The organism is Actinomadura sp. NTSP31 (genome assembly GCF_041951385.1).
Taxonomy (GTDB): domain Bacteria; phylum Actinomycetota; class Actinomycetes; order Streptosporangiales; family Streptosporangiaceae; genus Spirillospora; species Spirillospora napierensis.
This window is the reverse complement of sequence record NZ_JBGNUT010000014.1, coordinates 58,799-84,992: the sequence shown is the minus strand read 5'-3', so window position 1 is coordinate 84,992 and position 26,194 is coordinate 58,799. Positions and strand designations below refer to the sequence as shown.

29 protein-coding genes are annotated in these 26,194 nt (G+C 70.7%); 13 read left to right on the top strand and 16 right to left on the bottom strand.

Annotation, left to right across the window (positions count from 1 at the left end; all coding sequences use genetic code 11):
* Positions 1 to 19: 19 nt before the first annotated feature.
* Together ACA514_RS23900 and ACA514_RS23895 are read right to left on the bottom strand one after the other, a co-directional pair.
* Positions 20 to 187 (bottom strand): hypothetical protein, encoded by a 168-nt coding sequence (locus tag ACA514_RS23900; RefSeq protein ID WP_375043447.1) that lies wholly within the window; start codon positions 185 to 187, stop codon positions 20 to 22.
* 33 nt (positions 188 to 220) lie between these two features.
* Positions 221 to 577: a PRC-barrel domain-containing protein gene (locus tag ACA514_RS23895; RefSeq protein ID WP_375043446.1), complete on the bottom strand. Its 357-nt coding sequence runs from the start codon at positions 575 to 577 to the stop codon at positions 221 to 223.
* A gap of 865 nt (positions 578 to 1,442) precedes the next feature.
* On the opposite strand from ACA514_RS23895, the gene ACA514_RS23890 reads away from it, so the two are divergent.
* The 3 genes from ACA514_RS23890 to ACA514_RS23880 all read left to right on the top strand — a co-directional run bounded on the left by ACA514_RS23890 (position 1,443) and on the right by ACA514_RS23880 (position 2,775).
* A complete protein-coding gene (locus ACA514_RS23890) occupies positions 1,443 to 1,730 on the top strand; it encodes a hypothetical protein (RefSeq protein ID WP_375043445.1) in 288 nt (95 codons plus the stop codon).
* 79 nt (positions 1,731 to 1,809) lie between these two features.
* Complete coding sequence (locus tag ACA514_RS23885; protein WP_375043444.1) at positions 1,810 to 2,205, top strand: STAS domain-containing protein; 396 nt, start codon at positions 1,810 to 1,812, stop codon at positions 2,203 to 2,205.
* A gap of 117 nt (positions 2,206 to 2,322) precedes the next feature.
* Complete coding sequence (locus ACA514_RS23880) at positions 2,323 to 2,775, top strand: hypothetical protein (protein WP_375043443.1); 453 nt, start codon at positions 2,323 to 2,325, stop codon at positions 2,773 to 2,775.
* A gap of 103 nt (positions 2,776 to 2,878) precedes the next feature.
* On the opposite strand, the gene ACA514_RS23875 is transcribed toward ACA514_RS23880, so the two are convergent.
* The 4 genes from ACA514_RS23875 to ACA514_RS23860 all read right to left on the bottom strand — a co-directional run bounded on the left by ACA514_RS23875 (position 2,879) and on the right by ACA514_RS23860 (position 6,499).
* Positions 2,879 to 3,130, bottom strand: coding sequence for a DUF6458 family protein (locus ACA514_RS23875; protein ID WP_375043442.1), 252 nt, complete (start codon positions 3,128 to 3,130; stop codon positions 2,879 to 2,881).
* Between the two features lie 622 nt (positions 3,131 to 3,752).
* A complete protein-coding gene (locus ACA514_RS23870) occupies positions 3,753 to 4,961 on the bottom strand; it encodes a PP2C family protein-serine/threonine phosphatase (protein ID WP_375043441.1) in 1,209 nt (402 codons plus the stop codon).
* Between the two features lie 81 nt (positions 4,962 to 5,042).
* Positions 5,043 to 5,360 carry a UBP-type zinc finger domain-containing protein gene (locus ACA514_RS23865; RefSeq protein WP_375043440.1) on the bottom strand — a complete coding sequence of 106 codons (318 nt, stop codon included), beginning with the start codon at positions 5,358 to 5,360 and terminating at the stop codon, positions 5,043 to 5,045.
* Positions 5,361 to 5,401: 41 nt separating this feature from the next.
* Positions 5,402 to 6,499 (bottom strand): fatty acid desaturase family protein, encoded by a 1,098-nt coding sequence (locus ACA514_RS23860; protein ID WP_375043439.1) that lies wholly within the window; start codon positions 6,497 to 6,499, stop codon positions 5,402 to 5,404.
* Between the two features lie 250 nt (positions 6,500 to 6,749).
* Here ACA514_RS23860 and ACA514_RS23855 point away from each other — a divergent pair, with 250 nt between their 5' ends.
* The 5 genes from ACA514_RS23855 to ACA514_RS23835 all read left to right on the top strand — a co-directional run bounded on the left by ACA514_RS23855 (position 6,750) and on the right by ACA514_RS23835 (position 10,969).
* Complete coding sequence (locus ACA514_RS23855; protein WP_375043438.1) at positions 6,750 to 7,664, top strand: LysR family transcriptional regulator; 915 nt, start codon at positions 6,750 to 6,752, stop codon at positions 7,662 to 7,664.
* A 173-nt stretch (positions 7,665 to 7,837) separates the two neighbouring features.
* Positions 7,838 to 8,695 carry a slipin family protein gene (locus ACA514_RS23850; protein WP_375043437.1) on the top strand — a complete coding sequence of 286 codons (858 nt, stop codon included), beginning with the start codon at positions 7,838 to 7,840 and terminating at the stop codon, positions 8,693 to 8,695.
* Between the two features lie 144 nt (positions 8,696 to 8,839).
* Positions 8,840 to 9,298, top strand: a complete 459-nt coding sequence (locus ACA514_RS23845) for a DUF1003 domain-containing protein (RefSeq protein WP_375043436.1) — start codon at positions 8,840 to 8,842, stop codon at positions 9,296 to 9,298.
* A 544-nt stretch (positions 9,299 to 9,842) separates the two neighbouring features.
* Entirely contained in the window at positions 9,843 to 10,466 is a 624-nt protein-coding gene (locus ACA514_RS23840; protein ID WP_375043435.1) for a hypothetical protein, read from the top strand.
* A 5-nt stretch (positions 10,467 to 10,471) separates the two neighbouring features.
* Positions 10,472 to 10,969: a hypothetical protein gene (locus tag ACA514_RS23835; RefSeq protein ID WP_375043434.1), complete on the top strand. Its 498-nt coding sequence runs from the start codon at positions 10,472 to 10,474 to the stop codon at positions 10,967 to 10,969.
* Positions 10,970 to 11,086: 117 nt separating this feature from the next.
* On the opposite strand, the gene ACA514_RS23830 is transcribed toward ACA514_RS23835, so the two are convergent.
* Together ACA514_RS23830 and ACA514_RS23825 are read right to left on the bottom strand one after the other, a co-directional pair.
* On the bottom strand, positions 11,087 to 11,911 hold the full coding sequence (locus ACA514_RS23830; protein WP_375043433.1) for a serine/threonine-protein kinase: 825 nt from the start codon (positions 11,909 to 11,911) through the stop codon (positions 11,087 to 11,089).
* Between the two features lie 557 nt (positions 11,912 to 12,468).
* On the bottom strand, positions 12,469 to 12,807 hold the full coding sequence (locus tag ACA514_RS23825) for a GlsB/YeaQ/YmgE family stress response membrane protein (protein WP_375043432.1): 339 nt from the start codon (positions 12,805 to 12,807) through the stop codon (positions 12,469 to 12,471).
* 389 nt (positions 12,808 to 13,196) lie between these two features.
* Here ACA514_RS23825 and ACA514_RS23820 point away from each other — a divergent pair, with 389 nt between their 5' ends.
* Entirely contained in the window at positions 13,197 to 14,210 is a 1,014-nt protein-coding gene (locus ACA514_RS23820; protein ID WP_375043431.1) for an acyl-CoA desaturase, read from the top strand.
* A 305-nt stretch (positions 14,211 to 14,515) separates the two neighbouring features.
* Here the strand turns inward: ACA514_RS23820 and ACA514_RS23815 are convergent, their stop codons facing one another.
* From ACA514_RS23815 to ACA514_RS23790, 6 genes are all read right to left on the bottom strand, one after another.
* Complete coding sequence (locus ACA514_RS23815; protein WP_375043430.1) at positions 14,516 to 15,457, bottom strand: YihY/virulence factor BrkB family protein; 942 nt, start codon at positions 15,455 to 15,457, stop codon at positions 14,516 to 14,518.
* Between the two features lie 214 nt (positions 15,458 to 15,671).
* Entirely contained in the window at positions 15,672 to 15,929 is a 258-nt protein-coding gene (locus tag ACA514_RS23810; RefSeq protein WP_375043429.1) for a DUF4235 domain-containing protein, read from the bottom strand.
* Positions 15,930 to 15,941: 12 nt separating this feature from the next.
* Positions 15,942 to 16,721 carry a DUF3618 domain-containing protein gene (locus ACA514_RS23805; RefSeq protein WP_375043428.1) on the bottom strand — a complete coding sequence of 260 codons (780 nt, stop codon included), beginning with the start codon at positions 16,719 to 16,721 and terminating at the stop codon, positions 15,942 to 15,944.
* On the bottom strand, positions 16,718 to 17,089 hold the full coding sequence (locus tag ACA514_RS23800; protein WP_375043427.1) for a phage holin family protein: 372 nt from the start codon (positions 17,087 to 17,089) through the stop codon (positions 16,718 to 16,720). The genes ACA514_RS23805 and ACA514_RS23800 overlap by 4 nt, the downstream gene beginning before the upstream one ends.
* Positions 17,090 to 17,475: 386 nt before the next feature.
* On the bottom strand, positions 17,476 to 18,162 hold the full coding sequence (locus tag ACA514_RS23795; RefSeq protein WP_375043426.1) for a response regulator: 687 nt from the start codon (positions 18,160 to 18,162) through the stop codon (positions 17,476 to 17,478).
* On the bottom strand, positions 18,162 to 19,346 hold the full coding sequence (locus tag ACA514_RS23790) for a sensor histidine kinase (protein ID WP_375043425.1): 1,185 nt from the start codon (positions 19,344 to 19,346) through the stop codon (positions 18,162 to 18,164). Before ACA514_RS23790 ends, ACA514_RS23795 begins: the two co-directional genes overlap by 1 nt.
* Positions 19,347 to 19,644: 298 nt before the next feature.
* Between ACA514_RS23790 and ACA514_RS23785 the strand changes: the two genes are divergently transcribed.
* The 3 genes from ACA514_RS23785 (at position 19,645) to ACA514_RS23775 (ending at position 22,854) form a co-directional block, all read left to right on the top strand.
* On the top strand, positions 19,645 to 20,484 hold the full coding sequence (locus tag ACA514_RS23785) for a CPBP family intramembrane glutamic endopeptidase (protein ID WP_375043424.1): 840 nt from the start codon (positions 19,645 to 19,647) through the stop codon (positions 20,482 to 20,484).
* A 467-nt stretch (positions 20,485 to 20,951) separates the two neighbouring features.
* Complete coding sequence (locus ACA514_RS23780; protein WP_375043423.1) at positions 20,952 to 21,791, top strand: SDR family oxidoreductase; 840 nt, start codon at positions 20,952 to 20,954, stop codon at positions 21,789 to 21,791.
* A 1-nt stretch (position 21,792) separates the two neighbouring features.
* Positions 21,793 to 22,854 (top strand): class I mannose-6-phosphate isomerase, encoded by a 1,062-nt coding sequence (locus ACA514_RS23775; RefSeq protein WP_375043422.1) that lies wholly within the window; start codon positions 21,793 to 21,795, stop codon positions 22,852 to 22,854.
* A gap of 386 nt (positions 22,855 to 23,240) precedes the next feature.
* Here the strand turns inward: ACA514_RS23775 and ACA514_RS23770 are convergent, their stop codons facing one another.
* Positions 23,241 to 24,086: a helix-turn-helix transcriptional regulator gene (locus ACA514_RS23770; RefSeq protein ID WP_375043421.1), complete on the bottom strand. Its 846-nt coding sequence runs from the start codon at positions 24,084 to 24,086 to the stop codon at positions 23,241 to 23,243.
* A 104-nt stretch (positions 24,087 to 24,190) separates the two neighbouring features.
* On the opposite strand from ACA514_RS23770, the gene ACA514_RS23765 reads away from it, so the two are divergent.
* Positions 24,191 to 25,129 carry an SDR family NAD(P)-dependent oxidoreductase gene (locus ACA514_RS23765; RefSeq protein ID WP_375043420.1) on the top strand — a complete coding sequence of 313 codons (939 nt, stop codon included), beginning with the start codon at positions 24,191 to 24,193 and terminating at the stop codon, positions 25,127 to 25,129.
* A gap of 421 nt (positions 25,130 to 25,550) precedes the next feature.
* On the opposite strand, the gene ACA514_RS23760 is transcribed toward ACA514_RS23765, so the two are convergent.
* Positions 25,551 to 26,090 carry a hypothetical protein gene (locus ACA514_RS23760; protein ID WP_375043419.1) on the bottom strand — a complete coding sequence of 180 codons (540 nt, stop codon included), beginning with the start codon at positions 26,088 to 26,090 and terminating at the stop codon, positions 25,551 to 25,553.
* Positions 26,091 to 26,194: the final 104 nt, after the last annotated feature.

The following is a 26,194-nucleotide window of genomic DNA, read 5'->3' as shown; positions in this document are numbered from 1 at the left end:
GCCGGTTACGTGCAGGTGATCAGCGAAGCGGCCGTTCGCGCCTGGTCGAGCGCACGGCGAGGAACGCCAGATCGGCGACGAGAACGATGACGCCGATGATCAGCAGGTAGAACAGGCCGTGGACGAGGATGCCGAGGATGCCCAGCACCAGCGCGACGATGACCACGGCGAGGACGAAGACCATCACGTGCCTTCACTCCTTCGGTCGGGGTCCGGGCGTTCAGCGGCGGGCGAGCTGGCGCTCGCCGCCGGCGCCGGGTTCGTAGTGCAGGCCGTAGTGCCGGAAGACGGCTTCCTCGTCCTCGGCGGGCAGGACGTCGTCGGTGCCGATGGCGGGACTGTGCTTGACCCGCGACCTGTCGTGGGCGACCCGCACGTAGCCGGGGCCGGCGGTCGCGCCTTCCAGGGGGACGAAGGCCAGGCGGTGCCGGGTGGGCAGACCGATCCGCACGGTGGCCATGGCGGGTTCGTCGGTGCTGGTGTCGACGTAGACCGACTCCAGCGTGCCGATCTTGTGGCCGCCGGAGTCGACGACGGTCCGGGTGCGCCATTCCCGGATGTCGGCCATTTGGATCATCGGGACTCCCTGTATTTCCGGGGGGATTCATTTTCCCCGGTCTTCGTCGTCCAATTCGTCCCAGGCCGGCTGATCCGCGGGCGGTGCTCGGGGTGGTCGGCTCACTCCCGGTTCGCCGACCTGCCGATGCCCTCTTCCCCAACGGGTCGGCTGCGGTTCAGGGCCGCCCGGCTCGGGGAGGAGCGGGCGGCCCTGGACCAGCCGGCGCGGTCCCCAGCAGCGACTGGCTGGTTCTCATTAGAGCCGGACGGTCTTACCGCGGAAACAGGCAATGCGTGCACACGTCATCACTTGCGCTGATGACCGTCGCTCGGGCGGCAATGAATACTGCTCTCGCGCCCTTGGACGCCTCCCGGAAAATCATTTTCAGAATCTGCGATGAATTAAGAATTGTCGAGTAGGATCGGATCATCCGGCAACGACGACAACTTCGTTCTGAGGTTGTTCCGTCACACCGGCTCGCCCCGAGAGGGGGAGTCATGCCGACCTCGTACGAGCCTCGCATCAGCAGCCGTCCCGGTGCGGGTTTCCAGCCCGGCCCCGGCTCGCCCAGTCGACACAGGACCCGGCCGGCCCCGCAGGCGGTGACGGTGACCCGCACCAGCGTGGCGTGGTCCGCTGGCGGTCGTGCTCCTGGCCGCGATGGCCGCCGGAATCGCGGTCACCCTGATCCTGGGCACCGCCCGCCTCACCCAACTGCGCCCGCTGACCCGCAAGCGCCTCCGATGAGAAACCGGCTCGCCGCATCGATCGAACTCCAAGAGAAGGTGCCGGCCATGTGGACCGCCACCGAACGCCGCACAACGATCAGCCTGTCACCACCCTCGACACCACGGCTGCGGCTGCGCCCCGCGGCTCCTGAGTTATGCGGCTGAGCTGGTTCGACTCACTTCCCGCCGGGCTCCTCACAGCGATCCATGCCGACGGGCGGCGCGTCGACCTGCTCACCGTCCCGGTCTCCACGACCCGCGCCGAGGCCGAGGCGGTGATGGAACTGGCCTCCCACCCCGCCAACCACCTGCACACCCCCGACCTGCCGGCCGCCCTCACGGCAGCACCCGGCCGGACGGACCGGGCCGGCACCCAGAACGACTCGGAGGACGCCTGGGAATCCGAGGGCGGACGCCCTCGAGGAGACCTCGCGACGCGTTGATCCGTACCCGCTGCCCGGCCGGTCCGTCATGCGGGCGTCCGGGCACGGAGCTTCCACCCATCTGCGATCGGAGATCCCCATGAACACCTTCACCACCACCGCGCCCACCACGGCGAATCTCCCCCGAACCCCCGACGAGGTGCGGATGCCCGCCCACCGGCGTCCCGGCCACACCATCGTCGCACTGTCGGGCGCCCTGGACGCGGCCGCGGCTCCGGCGTTGCGCGAGCACCTGATCGGTGCGTTGCGGCACAGCGGACGCCTGATGATCCTCGACCTGACCGAGGTGACCTCCGCCGACACGGCCGGACTGGCCGTGCTCATCGGCATCCGGCACCGCGCCGCCGGCCTCGGCATCACCCTGCGCCTGGCCACCCCGGGCCCACAGGTCTCCGCGCTGGTCCGCGCCACCGGCCTCGACCGCGCGCTCGCCGCCCGGCCCGCTCGGAAGGTCCCCGCGGGGCTCGCCGCATGACCGCATGAGCGCTGGGCACAAGAGAGGCGATGTGACCAGACCGAGCCCGGTTCCGCGACACCGGCCCGCCCTGCGGCGCACGTCCCGATCCGGGCTGGTTTCCGATCGGAGAGGACTGTGAGCATCCCCGACGAGAACGACGTCGATGCCGCCGCGCGTCCCGGTCTGCGCACCGGCCGGTGGCGGTTGCCCGCCGGGAGGGCGGCGGCGGGGCAGGTCCGCGGCACGGTTCGCGATGCGCTGCGAGCATGGGGGCTGGGGTCGGCAGCAGGAGACCTCAGCGACCAGCTGACGGCGCTCGTCCAGGACCATCTCACCCGTGCTGCCGCGCGCGGCCCGATCGATCTGCGGCTGGAACTGCGCGCATCCGCCCGCCTGCTGCTGGGCGAGATCCGTGCCGCCGCGACCGCGCCGCCCGGCGCCCAGTCCGGGGCCGCCGGCCGGCCGCCCGGCCACGCGGACGGCCGCGGCATCATTGCCCTGACGTATGGACGCCGGCCCTCCCGCGAGCGCGTCCGGTACATCCACTCCTTCGCCTGGTGGCAACGGGACCCGGCCGCCGACCAGTGAACCCCGTCAGGAAACGACGACGGCGACCGCCGCGATGAGCACGCAGACGATCGCCACCGCGATGACCATGCCGCCGATGAGCCCCGTCACCAGCCGAAGGTATTCATCCTTCATGGTCATCGGGCACCCCCTGCCGTCCCTGCCCGGCGGCGGCTTCGTCGATGGCGTCTTGGCGGCTTCGGGCCGACCATCGCTTCGGACGCGGCCTGCCGCGCATGACCAGCTGAAGCAGCAGCAGGGCCACGCCTGCGACCATGAAGATGATGCCGACCGCGTGCAGATCGACACCGCTCACGGACCCGGTGACGGCGAAAACGAGGATCGCGCCGATCATGAGGAGGGCGATACCGGCCATCGGCATCACACGCCGCCCTTCGGTGAAATCGAATCAGCGAGCCAGGCGTCGATGCCCATGAACGGACTCCTTATACGAGCCATGAATTCGGCCCGGATGCGTCTCGTGATCGCCGGACTCGCATGCTCGTCTCAGCACCATTCAACCGCCTCCCGGCCGCAGCGGAAACAGCGGATTCTCGAACGTCTCTTCTCTTCAGGAGATGATCGTTCGGCGCGTTGAAACCAAGGACGCCGCGCACAGAACCGCTACGCGCGGGACGTCGCATATCTGCCCCGCTGTCCCTGTCGCTGCGATACGTCGCCGGGATGAGCGCGGTCTCTGCGGGGAATCCAGGGGGCATGCATTCGCCGCCGCTCGGTCAGCGGCCCTCCCCACGGCATGACGGCCCTCCTGGGATCCGGGTGGCGGGATGCGGAGGTCGAGGCGGCGCCGCGGCACGGGGATGGCGACAAGGACCATCTGACGAGTTTCGGGGGACTGGCGGCGTTGTCGCTCGACGCGCTCAGCCCGGTGGCGTACGGGCCGGAGGGCATCGTGCCGGTGCCCGTCGCGGCCGGCTCGTCCGACCGTCGCGGTCAGCCTCGCCGGCGGGCCGCGCGGTCCGGCCGGAGGCTCGCGGTCACAGGAGCGGCCGGGCCAGGTGGTCGGCGGTGCCGCCGCGCCATTCGATGAGGAAGAGGGTGGCGTCGTCGCTGGTGATCCCGCCTCGTTCCCCCATGAGGCGGTAGGAGAGGTCGCGCACCATCTGCTGGACGGTCGCGCTGGCGGGCCCGACGCGTTCGATGGTGGCGATCAGGCGTTCCTCGCCGAACTGTTCCCCGCCGGTGGTGTGCTCTTCGATGAGGCCGTCGGTGTAGGCCAGGACCCGGTCGCCGGGGCGGAGCCGCCGCTGGTTGATCAGGGGTGTCGAGCCGCCGAAGCCGACGGGCAGCGTCCCGTGGCCTTCCAGTGCGCAGATGACCTGGTGGTCACGGATCAGCATGGGTGCCGGGTGGCCGGCGTTGACCCATTCCAGGAGGCCCGTTCCGATGTTCAGGCGCATCATCTGCGCGGTGACGAAATGGTCGGGGCCGAACTGCTCGTCGATGGCGTTGTCCATGAACGCGTACAACTCGGCGAGGCCGGCTTCGGCGCGTCTGGCGTGCCGGTAGGCGCCCACGGCGACGGTGGCCAGTACCGCGGCGTTCAGGCCGTGGCCCATCGCGTCGATCATGGCCAGGTGCAGGACGTCGTCGTTGAGGGCGTAGTCGAGGCTGTCGCCGGCGACGTCGTAGGCGGGTTCGAGGATTCCGGCGACGGCGACCTGCGGCGTCGTCATGGTGAGCGGGGGCAGCAGGGACCACTGGATCTCCGCGGGCACGCTCATCAGCGCGCGCCGCCGCACGCGCAGGAACTGGTCGGTGTAGTTGTTCTTGGTCACCAGCATGTCGGCGACCAGGCCCGCGAGCCGCCGCAGCAGCCGGCGGTCGTCGTCGTTGATCCTGTCCAGGGTCAGCGACATCACGCCGACCTCGTCACTGCCGTCCAGCAGCGGCAGGAACATTCGCACACCGTCGGCCTGCCGAGTTTCGACGACGGTCTCCGACAGGAACGCGCGTCCGGCCGGCGTCCCCTCCAGCGGCACCGGCTCACCCTCCACGAGGCCCCGACCCGGCAGCGGCACCAGCGTCTGCTGGGCGTAGTCCTGCAGCAGGATCGAGACGTCCCAGCCGCCGATCGCGCGCACCTCCTCGGCCACCAGCGGAGCGATGAGCTGGGGCGGCATCTCGTGCGCCCGGTCCAGCAGCTGTCCCAGCAGCCGCTCACCGAAGCCTTCGCTGCGATCCACCGCGTCCGCGGGCTCGTTCGGTTTCCCCACAACCACCTATGTGCCCTCCGGCACCGATGGTAACTCCGAGTAACGGCCGCGTCAGACGGAACGTTCGTGGACGTAGCACCATTTCCACGTCGATCCCGGCTGCATTGCGGCGGCGAGCGGATGGTCGGTCTCCTGGTAGTGCGCTCGTGCGTGCCGGCGCGGCGAGTCGTCGGAGCAGGCCACCCAGCCGCAGGTCAAACAGATCCGCAGGGCCGTCCACCCCTCGCCCCGCGCCTCACACGCCGCGCAACCATGTGATCGTGGCGTGACGGGTGTCAGGCCGTCCAGATGCTCGCAGCGGGGCGCCGAGCCGTTGTGGCTGTGCGGCACGCCCGAGGCCATGGCGCGGACCCTCATCTCGTGGTTCATCGAACCACCCCTTCCGGGCGTCGTGGTGCGTTGTCGCCGGGTCAGTACTCCAGTTCCGGGCGCAGGGGCCCGCCGACCGCGCGCAGATGACGCAGTACCTGGGCGTAAGAGCCGGTGAGGCTCGTCTCGCAGTAGGCGATGTCGTGATGGGCGCAGAACGCGCGCACGAGGGCTTGGGCGCGGCGCAGGTTGGGGCGCGGCATGGAGGGGAAGAGGTGGTGTTCGATCTGGTAGTTCAGTCCGCCGAGCGCGAAGTCGGTGATCCGGCCGCCGCGGATGTTGCGCGCGGTCAGCACCTGCCGGCGCAGGAAGTCGGCCTCGTGGTCCTTGCCGAAGATCGGCATGCCCTTGTGGTTGGGAGCGAACGAGCAGCCCAGATAGAGCCCGAAGAGTCCTTGCTGGAGCAGGAGGAAACCGACGGCCTGGGCGGGAGCCAGGACCCAGAGCAGGAGGGTGAGGTATCCGGCGGCATGGGCGAGCAGCAGGGCGCCCTCGACCAGCCGGGCCGTTCCCGGCGTGCTCGCCTGGGAGGTCGCGCCGCGGCCGGCCATCGCCCGGGCGCTCGCCAGATGCAGGTGGAACCCTTCCAGGAGCAGCATCGGGAAGAACAGCCAGGCCTGGCGGCGGGCCAGCCACACGCCGGGGGCGCCGCGTGCCTGGGCGTTCTCGCGGGTGAAGGCGATCGCGCCGGTGGCGATGTCGGGATCGCGGCCGACCCGGTTGGGGTGGGCGTGGTGCCGGTTGTGCTTGGCGACCCACCAGCCGTAGCCGAGGCCGACCAGTAGGTTTCCGTGCAGCCGCCCGAGCAGGACGTTGACCCGCTTGGACCCGGAGATCTGCTGGTGGCCCGCGTCGTGGCCGAGGAACGCGGTCTGGGTGAACGCGGCCGCCAGGAACGCCGCCACCGCGAGCTGCCACCAGGACGGGCCGACCAGCACGAAGGCGGTCCAGCCGGCGGCGAGGAGCAGCAGGTTCGTCGCGGCCTTCACCCAGTAGTAGCCGGGACGCCGGGCCAGCAGACCGGCTCGTCTCACCTCCCGGGACAGCACCGCGTAGTCGCTGCCCCGCAGGTTCCCCGCGGCGCCGGTCCGGTCCGGTGCGCGGCTCCGGGGGCCGCCTGCGGGAAGGATCGTGGTCATGGTCTTCGGCTCCCTGATGGATGCCCTCCGGTGAGGGACGACCGGTTCGAACGCCACCGGCGGGCTCGGGCGCGTGGAAGGCGCCCACCACCCAGTTGAGCGCGATCTCCGGCCGGACCGAACTGGGCAATACGGGCAAGAGTCATCAGCAGTGGCGATAACCGCCGACCCGGCGATGCGGAGCTTCAGGGCACATCGCAATGTACGCTGCTGGAGGGGCCTCGCTGTTTCGCCTCGGAAGGCGGGAGATGTGGAACTGCGCCAGCTCCGCTACTTCGTGGCCGTTTCCGAAGAGCTGAATTTCGGTCGTGCGGCGGCGCGCGAGCACATCGTGCAGTCGGCGTTGAGCCAGCAGGTGCAGCGGCTGGAACGGGAACTGGGCGTGCGTCTGCTGGAGCGCACCACGCACTATGTCGCCCTGACCGCGGCGGGGGCGGCGTTCCTGGTCGAGGCGCGGCAGATCCTCGCACACGTGGAGCGCGCCGCCCAGGTCGCCCGGACCGCGCAGGGGTCCGCGCCGGCGTTGCGGGTGGGCATCATCGACGCCAGCTACGACTCGATGCCGCAGATCCTGCACGAGGCCCAGGCCCGTTACCCCGACCTGGTGATCCACCAGGTCGAGGTCGGGGTTCCCGAGCAGTACCAGCAGCTCGTCGACGGGCGGCTCGACGTGGGCATCGGCCGTGCCGCACTCGCGCCGAGCGGGGTCGCCTCGCATCTGTTCCGCCGGGACCGTCTCGGCGTCCTGGTCCCCCGCGGGCACCGGTTCGCCGACCTGGACGAGGTGCCCGTCGAGGCCCTCGCCCGCGAGCCGCTGCTGCTGGCCGAGGAGATGAAGGCCCCGGAGTTCAACCAGTTCACCGTCGAGATATGCCGGGCCGCCGGCTTCACCCCGACGGTGCACCAGGGGACCGTCGACAGCATCCGTGCCGCGTCCGCGCTGGTCGCCGAGGGCCGCTGCCTGTACTGCGTGCCGTCCTCCTGCATTTCCGCCCTTCCGGGGACGATCTGGCGGCCGCTCACCGCTCCCGCCTCGTTCTACCCCTGGTCGATCCTGTGGCGCGCCGCCGACGACTCCGATCACGTCCAGGCCGTCGTCGCCTGCGCCCGCAGCATGTCCGAACGGCTCGGCTGGCTGGCCACCGCCGACCAGCCGGTCGGCTGACCCACCCCGCCTCCGCGCGGTGACCGATCGCGGTGACCGATCGCGGTGATCGGTCGTGGTGATCGGCTCAGCCCGTATCGGCGGTATCCCCCGGTGGCCGCAGGGGATTGGCTGTAATCGGGGTCCTCCACACGGCCCGTCCGGGCTCGGGCCCCCACCGAGCGGAGCATCCGATGGGAATCCTGGTCGCCGTTGCCGTGATCGTGGTGCTGGTGGCGCTGTTGCTGCTCGCGATGGCGGTGCGGATCGTCAAGCAGTACGAGCAGGGGGTGCTGTTCCGGCTCGGCCGGGTCCGCGGTGTCCGGGAGCCGGGGCTGCGTCTGATCATTCCGGTGGTGGACGTGATGCGGCGGGTGACGCTGCGGATCGTCACGATGCCGATCCAGTCGCAGGGCATCATCACCCGCGACAACGTCAGCGTGGACGTGTCGGCGGTGGCCTACTACCGGGTGGCCGACGCGGTGAAGTCGGTCGTGGCGATCGAGAACGTCCGCGCCGCGATCGACCAGATCGCCCAGACCACGCTGCGCAAGGTGGTCGGGCAGCACACCCTGGACCAGACGCTGTCGGAGACCGACCGCATCAACGCCGACATCCGCGAGATCCTCGACGTCACCACCATCGCCTGGGGCGTGGAGGTGAGCCTGGTCGAGCTGAAGGACATCCAGCTCCCCGAGACCATGAAACGCGCCATGGCCAAGCAGGCCGAGGCCGAGCGGGAGAAGCGCGCCAAGATCATCAGCGCGGAGGGCGAGTCGATGGCCGCCGCCGCCCTCGGCGACGCCTCGGACACGATGATGGCCCACCCTCTGGCGCTGCAACTGCGGAACCTGCAGAGCCTGGTCGAGATCGGCGTCGACAAGAACAGCACCGTGGTGTTCCCCGCCCCGCTGATGACCACCATCGCCGAACTCGGAGCCTTCCTCGCCCGCGAGAAGGCCGCCGCCCTCCCCGCCGTCACGCCGAACGGCGCCCCGCACCCCGCCGCGACCACGGCCGGGGACCTGCCCGCTCCCCCTGCCGGCACCTGAGAAGGCCCCCATCGGGAACTCCGTCGCTCACGCTCGGGCGCACGCCCCTGAGCCCCGGGCTCAGTCGACTCCATCCGCGTCAGGACGCCGGACCCGCCTCGCCGCTCCGGTGGAGGCGGGCCGGTCTCCCGTCCCGCCACCGCGATGATCACCCCTCGGCCGCGCACCCATCTGCATCCGGCCAACCGGCGCCGCTACGAGCAGCGCACCCGCGGGGAGCGGTTGGCCGACTCGGTCACCGCCGTATTCGGGTCGTGGCGGTTCATCATCGTGCAGACGCTCATCGTGGCCGGCTGGCTGGCCCTCAACCTGCTGGGCGCGCTGCTGCGCTGGGACCCCTACCCGTTCATCCTGCTCAACCTGGTGTTCTCCACCCAGGCCGCCTACGCGGCCCCGCTGATCCTGCTCTCCCAGAACCGCCAAGCCGAGACCGACCGGCTGGAGGCCGAACACGACTACCGCGTCAACCAGCTCGCCCTGCAGTTCCTGATCGTCTGGCATCGCGACGCGCACGGACCCGACTGCCAGTGCGTCCACGACGCCCGGCCATTCGCCGAAGAAGCCCTCGCCCATCTCCGGCGCGACGTCCCACCCGCACCCTGATCCGTCGGCTCGCCGGTCGCCGCGGTCTCCGTCCGCGATGCGGCTCCGGCAAGCTCTGAAAGAGATGAGCCATGCTCGAATGCCTCATAGCCGTCACTCGACGGATCATCTTCACTGAGCAGTGATCCGCCGTGTCGGGGGACCGGCCGGATCTCTCCGGGGCCGCCCGTTGGAAGGACGACTCGGGCGGCCCCGGACGATCCCGAGCCTCGAACCGGCCGACGACGCGGCGCCACCACCGCACGCTTGGAGGCGGGATCGCCGTCACCGGGTGCCCGCGTACGGCCCGCGCTCCTCCAAAGCCCGAGGTGTGATCGGCCTCGGTGATGAACCCTTCTCGACCTGTCCCTATCCAGCTGAACAAGAATGGCCTTTGATGACGGCATGAGCAGTGAAATTCACTGGCATTCGGGAGACGCGATCTGCTCGTCCGCGCCTGATTCCTGTTCGGCCTCGTTGCGACTTCTCCGGTTTCGGATGCGAAATATAGATGCCCCTGATCGGGGCGGGTGGTTGATGTGTTTCGGAAGGGCAGGCAGATCATATGACCCTCTCTCTGGTATTCGTTGTCATCGTCGTAGTGATCGTCGCGGTCGCGGTGGTGGCGCTGGTCGCGTGGACGATGCGGAGGCGCGACGGGCTGCGCAGGCAGTTCGGCCCGGAGTACGACCGCACCGTGGAGGCCATCGGGAACCGGCGTGAGGCCGAGCGCCAGTTGGTGAGCAGGCGGAACCGCGTCGAGCACATGGACCTGCATCCCCTGGACCCGGCGGCCCGGCAGGCTTACCACGCCGAGTGGACCCGCGTGCAGGAACGGTTCGTGGACGCCCCCGAGGACGCGCTGTCCGACGCCGACCGGCTCATCAGGCGCGTCATGGCCGACCGCGGATACGGAACGCAGGATTTTGAGCAGCGGGTCGCCGATCTGTCCGTCGGGCATTCCCGCGTGCTGGACCACTACCGGAGGGCCCATGGGATCAGTGCTCGTGCGGCCGGGCAGGGGGCCTCGACCGAGGAACTCCGGCAGGCCACGGGCCATTACCGCACCCTCTTCGAGGAATTGCTCGACGACGGTGCCGCCGGCACGGCACCCTCCACCGCCGGCGCCGAGGGCGCCCCGCGGCATCGAAAGGTCACCGATCACTCCGACACCCCCGAGGACGGCTGAGCCCCATGACCGAATACGACCACCTCACGCCGAAAAGGCTCACCCCCGTGGACGGCCCAGCAGAAGGCTCCGCGGACAGCCCGGCCGAAATCGGGCCCCAGGCATTGCCCGCGAGCGGCGATGAGAGCGTCGAGGAGAACCCGACCGAGAACCCGACCGAGAACCCGACCGAGGAGGCCGGGCCGCAGGACCGGAATGGCGAGGGCATGGAGGGCGTCCCGGCGAACGGCGGGATGGAGGACCTCGGATCGCTGTTCGAGAGTCAGCGCACCAAGGAGATCCAGCAACGCTGGCATGACCTGCAGGCCGCGTTCGTCGACGACCCTCACGCGGCCGTGCGCCAGGCGCGCGAACTCAACGACGAAGTGGTGAGCTCGCTGGCGAGCGCGCTCGATGAACGCAAGCACGCGCTCGAGCAGGAGATCTCCAGCGGCGACACCGAGCGGCTCCGGATCGGGCTGCGGCGGTACCACCAGATGCTCGACCAGATCCTCGCACTCTGAGCCGCCCCCGCGGCTGGACCACGGACCGGTATGCGGCGATGCCGCGTACCGGTCCTCCCGTCCGGAGCGCCCGGACCGATGGGTGAACCGCGAAGCGGGGATTCGCCGGCGGGCCCCTCATCCAGGTGCGTGTGCGCGCCGGGAGCCGGTGGCGGCCGCAGGCAGGTCGCACATCACCTGGCGGGCATCGGGCCGCAGGGCCGGATCCTTGGCCAGGCATGCGGTCGCCAGGGCGCGCAGTCGTCCCGTCAGCCGGCCCAGTTCGGGATCCCCGTCGAGGATCCGTCGCATCACGGCCGGGATCGTGTCATCGCCGAACGCGGGTGATCCGTTCGCCGCGTAGGCCATCGTGGTGGCCCAGGCGAACATGTCGGCGGGCGGCCCGGCGCGTTCGCCGGCGAACTGCTCGGGGGCCATGTAGGAGGGTGTGCCGATCAGCTGGCTGGTGGCGCTCGTGCTCGCCTCCAGCTCCCGCGCGATGCCGAAGTCGATCACCCGGGGCCCGTCCGGGCCGACCAGCACGTTGGCGGGCTTGAAGTCGCGGTGCACGATCCCGGCCTGGTGGACGGCCGCCAGGGCGGTGGCCGTGCCCAGCGCCAGCCGGTCCAGGTCACCACCGCGGCGCGGACCCTGCCGGCGGACCAGCTCCCGGAGCGAGGGCCCGGCGATGTACTCGCAGACGATGAAGGGGCGATCGCCATAGGCTTCGGCGGCCACCACGGCGGCGGTGCACGAACCCGCCACGCGCCGTGCCGCGGCCGCCTCGCGGACGAACCTTGCCCGTGCCCGCTCGTCGCCGCCGCGATGCATCACCTTGACGGCGACCGGCTTCCCGCCGCCGGTCTCACCGAGATAGACCATCCCCTGGCCGCCCTCGCCCAACCGGCCGAGGATCCGGAAACCGCCAAGCCGGGATGGGTCGCCGGGTCGCAGCGGCTCCATGATGTCCTACTCCCGTCATGCCGTGCGCGGTATGTGCTCTGCGGGAGCGCAGGAATGGCTCGGTGCGCCTATGACCACAGTCCCGCGTCTTTCAGGTCCTTGCGGGCCCGCTGGAGGAGTTCGATCGTTGAGCGGTCCTGGGTCGCGGCGCGGTTCTCGGCGGAATCGGGATGGACGCGCCGGAGCGCGTCCCGGAAGACCGCGGAGAGGCGACGGCCGTCATCGGTGACCCCGGCCGCCGGGGCGAATCCTCTTGGAAGGGATCGGCCGGCAAAGCCCGCGGCCTCCTGCCTGCGGAGCCGTTGAGCGCGTATCCGGGCGGCGCCCTAAACGGCATCGCGTGCCCAGCGGCGGCGCTGCTGAGCCCGTCTCAAGGCGGCCTGCTCGAAGGCGTTCCGAACCCAGAGGCGACGTCGTTGCAACGCGGCTTCGTCGGACGCCCTGAACGCCCGTGCGTAGCCGTCAGGGATCGCGCCGTCATCCGCTCGCCTGACCCTCATCTGACGTCCTCGGTGTGCGGTGGTGCTGTATGCATCAGGTCGGTCAGCACGGCGGTTTCATCTGCGGCCTGCCCAGCTGTTCGAGCGGCGGCCGGAACGCCGGCCGTTCCGGCGTCCGCCATTGCCGCGTCCGCCGCCCCGGCGTGCGGTGATGAGGTGGTAGGCGAGGAGGAGGAGCGCCGATCCGGCGATGGCGGTGATCCAGGTGGAGATGTTGAAGAATCCCTGGACGCCGTCGACGTTGAACAACCGGGTGGCCAGGAAGCCTCCCAGGAGTGCTCCGGCGACGCCGATCAGGGTGGTGATGATCAGTCCGTGGGAGTCCCTGCCGGGAATGAGGGCTTTGGCGATCATTCCGGCGACCAGGCCGAGAACGATCCAGGCGATGATGCCCATACCGAGCTCCTAGACGAGCCTTGAATCGATGGCTGCCGGGAAACGGTCTTCCGGACCGGTCGAGGCAGGGGCCCCGGTGTGTTCCGCAGGAGCACGGGAACGGGGCTTCTCATTCGCCCCAAGTGAATCCCGCCCGCGCCGGGCAGGAAACAGCCGATCCGCAAAGGGATCATCACCGCCGCCGATGACTGCCCAGGTGCTCGAAGCGAGGCGATCGGCTCCGGTGATGGCCTTTGCGTGGATCGGCTGTTTCCCCGAGACCGGCCGGTCGCCTTGACTGAGGGACGGTCAGCCATCTGCTGAGGCTGTGCCGATATCTCGGGGCCGTCCGGTGCGCTGCGGGCGGACGGCCCCGACCAGTAATCGTCTCGCTGCCGGATGAGGGCATCATGAGCACCGATCAGGGCACCGCTCTGCGGCCGGGAGAACATGGGCCCCGCCGCGACGACGACCCTTACGACGGTGCCGCCCCCTTCCACCGTCCCGATGACGCGCCGGGGACGAGGACGGCAGGTCAGCGCGTCCGGCTGGCGCTGACCGGGGCGATCGTGGTGGCGCCGCTGGCCGCGCTGGCGGCCGGGGTGTGGCTCGCCTGGGGACGGGCGATCACCATCATCGACGTGCTGCTCGGCCTGACCCTCTACGTGGTGACGGGCCTGGGCGTGACGGCGGGGTTCCACCGGCTGATCACCCACCGCAGCTTCACCGCCCGCCGCTGGCTGAAGATCGTCTTGGCCGTCGCGGGCTCGATGAGCTTCCAGGGCAGCGTGATCGACTGGGTGGCGATCCACCGGCGCCACCACGCCTTCACCGACCGCCCCGGCGACCCCCACTCCCCCTACCGGTACGGCACCGGCCTGCGGGGAGAGCTCCGCGGACTGGCGCACGCGCACCTGGGCTGGATGTTCGGCAACGACCCCACCTCCACCCGCCGCTACGCCCCCGACCTGCAGGCCGACCGGACGATGATGCACGTGGGCCGGGCCTTCCCCGCCCTGTGCGCACTGTCGCTGACACTGCCGTTCGTCGCCGGATGGGCGCTGACCGGCAGCTGGCACGCGGGGGTGACCGCCTTTCTGTGGGCCGGGCTGATCCGCGTCGCGCTGCTGCAGCACATCACCTGGAGCATCAACTCCCTGTGCCACATGATCGGCACGCGTCCGCACCCCACCCGCCGCCACGACCGCTCCACCGACCTGTGGCCACTGGCCCTGCCCTCGTTCGGGGAGAGCTGGCACAACGGCCACCACTCCGACCCGTCCTGTGCCCGGCACGGCCGCCGACCCGGCCAGATCGACCTGACCGCCGGACTGATCCGCCTCTTCGAACGCCTCGGCTGGGCCACCGACGTCCACTGGCCCGATCGCGGCCGCCGCCACGAGACCCCGCCCAGCCCATCGTGACCGAGTCTTCGCGCGGCCGGCTCAACGGCCTGCTGCTGATGCTGCTGGCGCTGTGAGGCGGATTCATTCCGTTCGCCGGCCCCTACTTCGGCGCCTGGTGCTGTCCATCCTTCCGGCGATCGCGGTGTTCGCGGGCGGGCTGTTCCTGCTGGCCAGCGCCAACCGCCCGGTCGCGGTGGTGGGCTCCTGGCTGGCCGCCCTCGGCGGCCTGTGATTCGTCGTGGGCACCACGAAGAACGCGCCGCACCGGCGGAAGACCGCGCTCACCGCTCGACTGGGGGCCGCACCATGCGCCGGGCACGGGCTCAGGGCTGCCGTCGTTCGGCTTCGCTGAGTTCCTGGCGCTCTTCGTCGTCGAATTTGCGGGTGTCGCGGGGTTCGACGTAGGGCTCGGCGCGTTCCGGGAGACCGCCGGCGATGGCGCGGCCGCGTTCGAGTTCGGCGTTGAGTTCGGCGCCCAGCAGGATCGACAGGTTGGTGATCCACAACCACACCAGAAAGATGATCACTCCGGCGAGGCTGCCGTAGGTCTTGTTGTAAGAGCTGAAATTGCTCACGTAGAACGCGAACCCGGCCGAGGCCGCCAACCACAGCACCAGCGCGAGGACCCCGCCCGGGGTGACCCACCGGAACCGGTGTCTGGCGTTGGGGGAGGCCCAGTAGAGCAGGGCGAACAGGAAACTGACCACCACCAGCAGCACCGGCCATTTGGCGATGTTCCACGCGGTGATCGCAGCCGACCCCAGCCCGAGGACGTCGCCGGCCTTCTGGGCCAGCGGCCCGGAGACCACCACCGCGATCGCCGAGGCCGACACCAGCACCAGGGTCACCACGGTGACGGCGAGGCGCAGCGGCAGGGTCTTCCAGATCGGCCGGCCCTCGGGCACGTCGTAGACCGCGTTGCTCGCACGCATGAAGGCCGCCACGTACCCCGACGCCGACCACAGGGCGGCCGCCAGCCCCAGCAGCGCTGTGACGCTCGCGCCACCGCGTCCCCGTTGCAGCTCGGTGAGCGCGTTCGTCAGGACCTCCTTCACCGATCCAGGCGCCATGGTGCCCACGTTGGTGATCAGGTCGTGCGACACCGAGTTCCCCGCCAGACCGATCAGCGAGACCATCACCAGCATGGCCGGGAAGATCGACAGCACCGAGTAGTAGGTGAGCGCGGCGGCCCAATCGCCGAGATCGTCGTCCTGGTACTCGCCGAAGGTGCGTTTGACCGCACCCCACCACGACACCGGCGGCAACTCCGTCGGCCCGTCGGGGGTTCTGCGTCCGGCGCGGGCCCTGGGCTTCACGTGCGCGCCCGGCCCCGTGCGCCCCTGGCCGGGACGGCCCGGCCGGGCGGTGTCCGATGCGCGGGCGCCCTCGGCGCCGGGTCCGCCGCCCCTCTTCATGATCGTCTTCGCTCCTCGCGCTCAAGGTCGCCGGCGCCCCCGCGTACCGGGCGGTCGCCGCCGGTCAGTGGTCGCCGGGCCACTGCCCGGTGGCCTTGTGGACGCCATGGGCACCGGCCCGCTGGACGGCCGCCTTCACCAGGCCGAAGAGGGCGCCCTCGATGGCCGCGGCCACCAGCACCTGCCGCCAGGAGTAGTTGCGGTCGTCCGCGTCCGGGGCGTCGTCCTGGCCGGCGACCCGCTTCCAGAGCTGTTCGAACAGCACACCGGCGAGCTGTCCGCCCAGCATGCCGAAGGCCAGGGACAGCAGCTTGTACGGCATCGTCAGCACCCTTCAGATCACGGTGACCTGGCCGCGGGCGGTGCGGCGAACGGCGCGGCGCCGGCGCCGCCACCCCCACACCGACAGCACCGCGGTGGCCGTGGCCGCCCCCTGTGCGCGGGGCTTGAACTCGGGAGAGGCCGCCGCCTTGCGGGCGTTGCCGACGGCGGAAGCCACGGCTGCCGAAGCGGCCGAAACGGTGTTGGATTCGGCGGCCTGCTGCCGCATCCGCGTGCCGGTCCGCTGGGCGACGGTGGCGAGTTTCTCCCACCGCGTCAGGGGACGGGCGGCCCGGCGGCGTCGCCGCGTCCACGCCCATACCGCGAGCCCGCCCGCGGCGCCCAAGGCCGCCGTGAACGCGGCGCTACGGCGTACCGCCGGCTGATTCTCCGGGTCGGTCGCGGTCTGCCGGGCCCGCGCGGTGAACTCGCTCGCCTTGGCCTGAACCTGCCGGCCCGCCTGCCCCGCCTTGTCCCGGGTGGCGCGAACGGTGTCCTGCGCTGTGGCGGTCGTCAGCTGCCGCACCTGCTCAGCCTTCTCCTTGGCCTGCTGCTTGGCACGGGTCCTGACATCGGTCTTGGCGGCCAGCGCCTCGACCGTCTCGCCCAGTTTTCGGCGATGATGCTCGACCTGCTCCTGCAACTCCTCCGGGGCGTCCGCACCCGGCCCCGAGCCGGGACTGCCGGAAGTGCGCGGGCTCGTCTCCTGCGTGCCGCTCTTCCGCGGACCCGTCTTCTTGCTCTTCGTGGCCTCGGGGCCCGTGTTCGTGGTACTCGACTGGTCGGTTGTCATCGTCGCGCCCTCTCCTTGATCTCCGTGACGTCCTGGTGGGTGGACTCGATCGCCTGCTCCGGGACCGGTGGATTCGCCTGGCGGACCTGCCTGCGGCCCAGCAGCCCCAACACTCCCGCCACGACCAGCAGCACCGCCCCGACGATCAACGCCGCCGCCCATACCGGCAGCGCCAGCGCCAGCGCCGCGATCCCTCCGGCCAGCAGCGCCCCCACCCCGTACAGCGCCACCAGCCCGGACCCGCCGAACAAGCCCGCACCGAACCCGGCGTGACGGCCCTTGTCCTTCATCTCCGCCGCGGCCAGCCGCATCTCCGCCCGTACCAACTGCGGAATCTGCTCGGTGGCCTGCTTGACCAGCTCGCTCACCGACGGTTCTGAACCGCCCCCCGGCGGCCGTGCCGTGCTCATCACCCGTCAACTCCCTCGCTAGCCGCGGAGCCCGGCCTCGTCGGCGCCGCACTGCGCCCATCCGTTCCCCGCGACATCGCGCTAAACAAGGCGCGGCGCAAAGGTAAGGAGAACCTGTCACTCATCAGCCACGACAGTGCCCTGCACAGGTCAAGCGCTCACCACGGGCCGACGGGCAGTCGACCTTGATGTGTGCAACGCCCCGCTACACGCCTTACCGCGCTCAACACCGCACGGTCGCCTGCAGGGACCGGGCTGGTAGTGGCGAACACGACCCTGCCGCCGACCGGACGTGAGGTGGGTCGAGGCGATCGAGCAGCGGTGCCCGGCGGCCCGCGCCAGGGTCAGTTGCCGCGGCTCACGATCCCGGTCTCGTAGGCGAAGATGGTCAGCTGGACGCGGTCGCGGGCGCCCAGCTTGTCCAGCAGGTGGCTGATATGGGTTTTGGTCGTCGACATGCTGATGAAGCGTTGTTGCGAGATCTCGGCGTTGGTGAGCCCGCGCGCGACGCAGATGAGCAGTTCGCGCTCCCTGGGGGTCAGGTGCCCGACGCGGCCCTCGTCCACGGGAACCGGCTCGGGCTCGTCCGTGTAGCGCTCGATCAGCCGCCGGGTGATGCGGGGCGACAGCATCGCATCGCCGGCCGAGACGACCCGTACGGCGTCGAGCAGGTCGGCGGCCACGACGTCCTTGAGCAGGAAGCCGCTCGCGCCGGCGCGCAGGGCGTCGTGCACGTACCGGTCGGCGTCGAAGGTGGTCAGGATCAGCACGCGGGTGGACGCGGTCGCCGGATCACGGGTGAGCCGGCGGGTCGCCTCCACGCCGTCCATCCTGGGCATCCGGATGTCCATGAGGATCACGTCCGGGTGGGTGTCCTGGACGAGCGCGAGGGCGTCCAGGCCGTCGCCCGCCTCACCGACCACCTCCATGTCGGGTTCGGACCGCAGCAACGCGACGAATCCGCTGCGCACCAGCGCCTGGTCTTCGGCGACGGCCACCCGGATCAGCCCGGTCCCGCCGGCCATCGCCATCACGCCGCCTCGTAGGGGATGTGCGCCCGGACCCGGAATCCGCCGGCGCCCGCCGGACCCACCTCAAGGGTCCCGCCCAGCAGGGCGGTCCGCTCGCGCATCCCGATGATGCCGTGTCCTGCGCCGATCACCGCGGCCGCGCCGCGGCCGTCGTCGGTGATGGTGAGCGACAGCGCCGAGGTTCCGTAGTCGAGCACGGCGTGGGCGCTGCCCGCGGCCGCGTGCTTGAGGGTGTTGGTGAGGGCCTCCTGGATGATCCGGTAGGCGCACAGCTCGGCCGAGGAGGACAGGCTCCGCGGCGCCCCGCGGGTGGTCGCGCGCACCGGCAGGCCGGCGGTCCGGAACGTCTCGATGAGATCGTCGAGGTCGGCCAGGCTGCGCGCGGGTTCCTCCAGCGCATCGCCGCCCGCCGCGTCCGCCGGTCCCGAGTCGTCGCGGAGCAGGGCCAGGATCTGCCGCAGCTCCCGCAGCGTTGAGCGGCTGACCTCCCCGATGGTCGTGAGCGCCGTACGGCCGGCGGCCGGATCGCGGGCGGACAGGTGCTCCCCCACGGTGGCCTGGACGGAGATGACGCTGACCGAATGGGTGAGCACGTCGTGCAGCTCGCGGGCGATCCGCAGCCGCTCCTCCACCAGCGTCAGCGCGGCGCGATCGCGTTCGGCCGCCGCCTGCCGCTCGGCGGCGTCGACCAGGGCGAGCAGGGCTCGGCGCCGCGACCGGAGCAGCCGGCCCATGGCCCACCCCGCACTGAAGATCACCCATCCCTGGACCAGGGCGGCCATGCCGAGGCCGGGCGGCCGGGCCAGCGCCGTCGCCGTGATCCCGGCGATGCCGATGGCAAGCGCCGCCGCCGCGGGTCTGCCCGTCCGGTAGTACCCAGCGCTGAACAGCAGGAGCGTGAGCACGAACGGGAGCACGTCGACCGGGTCCTCGCGGAACCCCAGCACGATCCCGCAGCCGCTGGTCACGACGACCGCCGCCATCGGGGCCCGGCGGCCCCAGGCCAGGGCGGCGCCACCGAGCCCGGTGAGCAGCCACGACAGCGGGTCCAGGGAGTGGTACTCCGCACCACGCGGCTGTGCGAGCACCACGACGGCGACCCCGGCGGCGGCGACCCCGGCCAGCGCGTCCGCGGGGCCGGGCAGCCACCCGCGGACGGCCGGCCGGTTCCACCACCGCGTCATCGGAAAGCAGGGGCGCAATGCCCCCGCGAGGCCGTCCCCCCAGGCCCGAGCCTGCCCTCGGGACGTGCGGCGACCATCCGGACGGGATCTTCGTTGGTGGGGACGGGCCGAACTTCAGGACGCGACATGCCGCCACCCTAGGCGGGCGGCGATCCCCCTCCATCGGTCCGCAGACCGATACCAGCGCATCCGGCAATCGGTCCGGCGACCAGGTGCGCGCGGTACCCGCGCCCGACGCGGCACCAGGGCCCGCACCGGCACCGTTGGAGCCGTCACCACCCCCCACCTGGAGACCCCAATGAGCCCTCTGCGCCAAGCCGCCGCCTACCTCGGCCTCACCTACGCCCTCGCCCTCACCGTGGCCCTGCTGTTCCCCCACAAGGGGTTCGCGCCGCCGCTGACGGTGTTCGCCCCCGTCATCGCGGTGGCCCTCACCATCACCTTCACCTCCCGCCGCGGCGAACGGCGCCGGGCCTGGGCCGGCGTCGGCTGGAGGACCACACCGCGCGCACTGCTGCTGGCCCTGGTCCTGCCCGCCGCCATCGCCGCCCTCTCCTACGGGACCGCCGTGGCGGTGGGCGTCGCCCGCTACTCCACCGATGGGATCACGCTCGGTTCCGCACTCGACCTGGTCATCGGGGACCTGCTCATCGGCACCCTGTTCATCATGGGCGAGGAGATCGGCTGGCGCGGCTTCCTGCTCCCGCTCCTGGCCACCGCGCTGCCCCGCGGCCGCGCCTGGCTCGTCACCGGGGCCCTGCACGCCTGCTTCCACCTGCCGCTGCTGCTGCTCACCACCACCTACCAGAGCGAGGGCAACCGGCTGATCGTCGTCCCGATGGTGCTGGTCACCATCACGCTCGCCGGCGTGGTGTACGGATGGCTCCGTGAGATCAGCGGTGGAGTGTGGGCCGTCAGCGTCATGCACAACGCCTTCAACACCTTCTTCGAGACCCTCGCCACCAGCGCGGTGGTCGGATCCGCCGCGACCCTGGCCTACGTCACCACCGAGACCGGCGTCGCGACCCTGCTCATCGTCGCGGCCGTCGCCGCCTTCCTGGTGAAACGCACCCGGCCGCCGGTCACCGCCGCCCCGCTGCCGGGCCCGGTGCCGCCGGTCGCCGAGCCGATCGGCTGACGACCGCGCCACCGCCGTCGAACGGCGGGCTGCGCCTGCACAGCCGTATCGAAGCCGTTCGTCCTCGGGCAGCCGTGCGGGCTACCGCAACGGCGCTCGATCACCGGGGCGACCTTGAAGATGGTCACAGTCACCTGCCTTCCTTCGCAGAGCCTTGGGGTGTGGCCGGACGCTGGGCGTTCGGCCGGCCCCCTCTGGGCAGTTGCGTCCGAGCATCGCGGAGTGGACATGACGCAGCCTCACTCGTCGCACTGCTGTGGCGCACCGAGAGCACGCTGTTTGGGTTTCTGAAGGACGGATTATGTCTGTGTCGTCTGCCTCCAGGTCGTCATCGAGCCGCGTATCGCGGACCGCGGACTGACCGGGATCCAAAGAGCCGGTCAATCTCGGTGGCCTCCGGTGTGTGGCGCTCCTGCTGGGTAGTCGCCGATACACAGCGACCACCGTTCCGCAGAGAGGACTCCGCCATGAGCCCCGAGTCGCAGCAGCAGAAACCGCCCGGCGTCCAGTCGAAGATGGCCCCGGTACCGGACTGCGGTGAGGAGAGCTACCGCGGGTCGGGCCGGCTGGCCGGCAAGGCGGCGGTGATCACGGGCGGGGACAGCGGGATCGGGCGGGCGGTGGCGATCGCGTTCGCGCGCGAAGGCGCCGACGTGCTGATCTCCTACCTCGACGAGCACGACGACGCCCGCGACACCGCCGGCCTGGTGGAGAAGGCGGGGCGCCGGGCGGTGCTGGTGCCGGGCGACCTGTCGCAGGCGGCCCAGTGCCGCACGGTGATCGACAAGGCGGTCGAGGCGTTCGGACGGATCGACGTGCTGGTCAGCAACGCCGCGTTCCAGATGACCCGCGACGCGCTGGAGGACATCCCGGACGACGAATGGGACTACACCTTCAAGACCAACATCTACGCGATGTTCCACCTGTGCAAGGCAGCTCTGCCGCACATGCCCGAAGGCGGCTCGATCATCGGATCGACCTCGGTGAACTCCGATACGCCGCCGCCGAAGCTACTGGCCTACAACTGCACGAAGGCGGCGATCGCCAACTTCGCCGGCAGCCTGGCCCAACTGGTCGGACCGCGCGGCATCCGCGTCAACAGCGTCGCCCCGGGCCCGATCTGGACGCCGCTGATCCCCTCCACGATGCCGCCGGACGACGTCGAGCAGTTCGGTTCCGGCACGCCGCTCGGTCGCCCCGGGCAGCCCGCCGAACTCGCCCCGGTCTATGTGATGCTCGCCGCCGACGAGGCCAGCTACGTCTCCGGCGCCCGCATCGCGGTGACCGGCGGCCAGCCGATCCTGTGACATGGACTGGTATCCGCTTCGGCTGACGACGCCGATCAAGTCGCACGTCTTCGGCGGCCGCGCGATCGTCGAACGGCTCGGCCGTCGTCCGGCGCCGCCCGGCCGGATCGCCGAGACCTGGGAGGTCAGCGACGTCGACGGCGACATCGCACAGGTCGAGAACGGCCCGCTCGCCGGACGGACGCTGCGGAGCCTGGCCACCGACCACCCCGACGAAATGATGGGGCGCGGCTGGCGCGGCGACCGGTTCCCCGTGCTGACCAAGTTCATCGACGCCTCCGGACCGCTACCGGTCCACCTGCACGCCGACGACACCGACGCCCACCGCCTGGAGGGCGCCCCGCACGGCAAGACCGAGGCCTGGCACATCCTGGACGCCCCGCTCGGCGCTACCGCACTCGCCGGCGTCCACCCCGGCGTGGACGCCGCGACCCTGCGCGACGCCCTGGTCCGCGGCGACTTCGATGAGGTGATGCGGCGCCTGCCCGTCCGCCCCGGCGAAACCCTCTACGTCCCTGCCGGCACCCTGCACAGCTTCGGCCCCGACACCCTCGTGTACGAGATCGAGCAGACCTCCGACGTCCAGCAGAGCGCCATGCCCCACAGCATGGAAGACGGCTCCCGTCTCGACGACGCCGAATGGCACCACAACCTCGACATGCTGATCGCCGAATGGAAGCCCGATCCCCGCCCCGACTTTCAGCCTGGTCTACGCATCCGCGTCACCGACGACATCGAGAAGGTCATCTGCACCGCCGGCCCCTACTTCGCGCTGGAACGATGGCGAGCCGCAACCGGCGCAACGATCGAGCTGACGCTACCGACAGCGAAGATCCTTACCAACGTTGGCGGGCCCGTCCAGGTCACCGCAGGCGGCCCGCCGCAGACACTCGAGCCCGCACGGACTCTCCTGCTCCCCGCCGCACTACGCGAAGCACAGATCAACGGCCCGGCCGACGTCCTCGTGGGCTACCTGCCCCACCTGGAGACCGACGTGCGCACGCCTCTCGCAGCCGCCGGATACGACCCGCGGACCGTACAAGCTCTCGGCGACACGGGCTGAGTGGTCAAACTCCTCCGTGGCGGTGCTGCGCGTACTGGCAGGCATCGAAGCGGACTCCCACGGTGCGCTCGGTGCGGGTGTGAGAAGCAGGAACGCGTTTCTGTATGGGTTCGAGCGACGGTTGAATGCCAGCAAAAGGTAATGATGTTGCGCCGTAGACCCCGGCGCACCGGCGCCCGTGACCGCCGAGCCGCTCCTCACGCTCGAACACCCGTAGCCCAGCCGCAGCTCCATCATCTTGCGCGGCTTCGGCCACGCCGACTTACCGATGGTGACGCCGGTGCCTCGCGGCGCGTTTGGAGCTGCGGCCCTGCTGCCGAGCCACTCCGCGCGCGCCACCGTCAGCACATAGGCGCCCGTCAGCCAGCGCTGGCGAAGGTTCGTACTCAGAGCTGTAGTGACTGGGTGCCCAGGACGACGGCGAGGTCCAGGCGGTCGGCGTCTTCGGTGCCGGGCTCGGCGGTGTAGACGGTGATGCGCAGGTCGTCCAGGGCCACGAGCAGCGTGTCGCAGTCCAGGGTGATCGGGCCGACCGCCGGGTGGTCGATGGTCTTGCGTCGGGACGGGTCGGCCGGGGGCGGCGGTGCCTCGGCGTCCCAGAGCTCGGCGAAGCGCGGGCTGCCGGAGGTCAGGTCGGTGATCAAGCGTCGCAGCGCACGGTCGGCCGGGTAGCGCGAGGCGGTCAGGCGCAGGTCGGCCACGAGCCGGGCCTCGTGCTCGGCTTGCTCCTGCGGCGTGTGCACGACCCGTGAGGGCAGGCGGGTGACGTTGCGCCAGACGGCGTTGCGCTCCAGGCCGCGCCAGGTGGTCGTGTCGCCCATGAGCGCGTCGTAGGGCGCGTTGGCCAGCACGAGTGTCCAGCTGGCGTCGTAGACGACCACCGGGGTGTGCGAGAGCCGGTCGAGTAGCCTTTGCACGCTCGGGGTGATCCGGGACGGCACGATGTCCGGGCCGGGTGCGGCGTGCCCGGCCAGCCGGTAGAGCAGGTCGCGTTCGGTGTCGGCCAGGCGCAGTGCCCGGGCCAGCGACTCCACGACCTGCGCTGACGGCGCGGTCGCACGTCCCTGCTCGAGGCGGGTCAGGTAGTCGGCCGAGATGCCGGCGAGCGCGGCCAACTCCTCGCGGCGCAACCCGCTGGCCCGGCGCCGGCGGCCTACCGGCACGCCGACGGCCTCGGGCGCCACCCGGTCGCGCCAGCGGCGTACCGTCCGGCCGAACTCCCACGCTTCCACAGGGTCCAGTGTGCGCCGATCCGCACTGGGTTGTCCTGGCCCTGGTAGTCCTACGAAAACCGGACGACTGGTTGCGGGCCCGACAGTTCGCGCAGGCTGCGGTCATGACCGAACCTGGAACTGTTCTGATCACCGGCCCGACCCGCAACCTGGGCCGGCACGCCGCGCTGGCCATGGCCGGCCGCCCGGACGGGCAGCGACCCGACCTGCTGCTGGTCGGCCGCGCCGGCCGCGACCTGACAGCGGTCGCCGACGAGGCCCGTGCCCTCGGGGCGCGCGTCCACGAGATCGGCTGCGACCTGGCGAGCCTGGCCGACGTCCGCGCCGCCGCGGCCACCGTGCGCGACCTGCTCGCCGCGGACGCCGTCCGGCCGCTGCGTGCGCTGGTCGCCAACGCCGGCATCATGTCGGCCGACACCCGACAGGCCTCGCCTGACGGCTACGAGATGACTTTCGCCGTCAACTACCTCGCCCACGCCCAGCTCATCGGCGACCTGCTCGGCTCGTTCACCGCCCCGGCACGGGTCGTGCTGCTCGGCTCGAACACCTATCACGCCAACTTCTGGCGCAAACTGCTGGGCGTGGCCGAGGCCAAGTGGGCCGACCCCGTCGAACTCGCTCGCCCGGCCACCGGTGGAAAGGCCCCGGGCATGACCGCCTCCGGCGTCGCCTACTCCAACGCCAAGCTGGCGATCCTGTACTACGCCCACGAACTGCAGCGCCGAGCCGGCGCCGGAATCAACGTGTCGGTGTTCGAACCGGGCTGGATGCCCGGCACCGCACTCGGCCGTGGCGCCCCGAAGGTGTTCCAGGCGCTCAGCCGCGCCCTGGGCCGGGTTCCGGGCGTGTCGACGCCGCGGCGCTCAGGGCCGCTGCTGGCCGCGATGGCCCTGGACGACAAGTGGGCACACCTGCGCGACGGCGCATTCGTGCTGAAGACCAAGCTCACCGAGGTACAACCCGTCGCCCACGACCGCAACCGCGAGCAACGCCTCTGGGAAGCGACCACCGAACTGCTGGAACGCGCAGACGCGTCGCGTTAGTACCCACCACCCCGGACAACGTCGCCGCCGGCCCAGGAGGTCGGCTCTGATCCGCAAAGTCCTCGATCTTCACTCAACCAACACATGCGTACTCAGCCGACGTCGACTGCCGGCCGTTCACAGTTGGCCAGAACGCACTTTCGTCGGCATGACAGGAACCCGAGCCGCCCGCAACACCTGGCCGCCACGCTGCGCTGCTGAAGGGCAATGCCTCAAGCCCGCGTGAAAGGCCGACTTGGATCAACCGGTAGGACCGCTTCTCGCAGATATGATCACCGCCGCAGGCGGCGCCATCTCGATGTCTCGGGACGGTGCCCGTACTTCGAGGTGCTCCTGTCCGATGGGCATGGATTCTTCGTCGTCTTCACGAACTTCGTTGACCAGGACGGCGGGCATGAGTTCTTGCTGAACTTCGTCTTCTTCAGTGCCGGGACGATGAGCCGTTGCTGCTCGCGAGGATCTGCGAGCACTGGCTCGGACCAGGCTCGATCCGCAGCGAGATCGGGAATGTCTTCGAACCGGACGGGGACCACCATTCCTTGGCCCGTAGTTCCCCTTCCCACCGCGCGCGCCGCAACGCGCGAAACGGCTTCGGCCCTTGGTAGTCACCGGTGATGCGGAGGGAGTGAAGCCGTCTGCCCGACATGTGCAGGTCCAGGCGCAGATTGACCGTATGACCGCCGGAGACGCCCGTGACCTCGATCCGCGACTCGCCGGCCCGGTTCCAGGCCGGGACGTGTGCCTCGATGATCAGCCCGTCTTCCTCCCCACGGTAGCGGGCTCCGGCGGCGAGGTGCCGACCCTCCACCAGCCGCACTTCGTTGATGACCTCGTCCCCGAACTCGAAACCGTTCTCGGTGATCGGCGCTTCCTCCGCCGCGTCCAGCAACGCACGCACCACCTGGTCCAGCAGCTCGCGCGGAAGCGGAGCGACCTCAACAACACGTCGATAACGGCCCATACGATGAGTTTCCCCAGTCCGAGTGTGAGGCAAATGCGCGTTTTGCTGGCGGCCCGATTCTGTTGCAACCCGCGCATGCTTTCCACCACGACCATCTGCGGCAT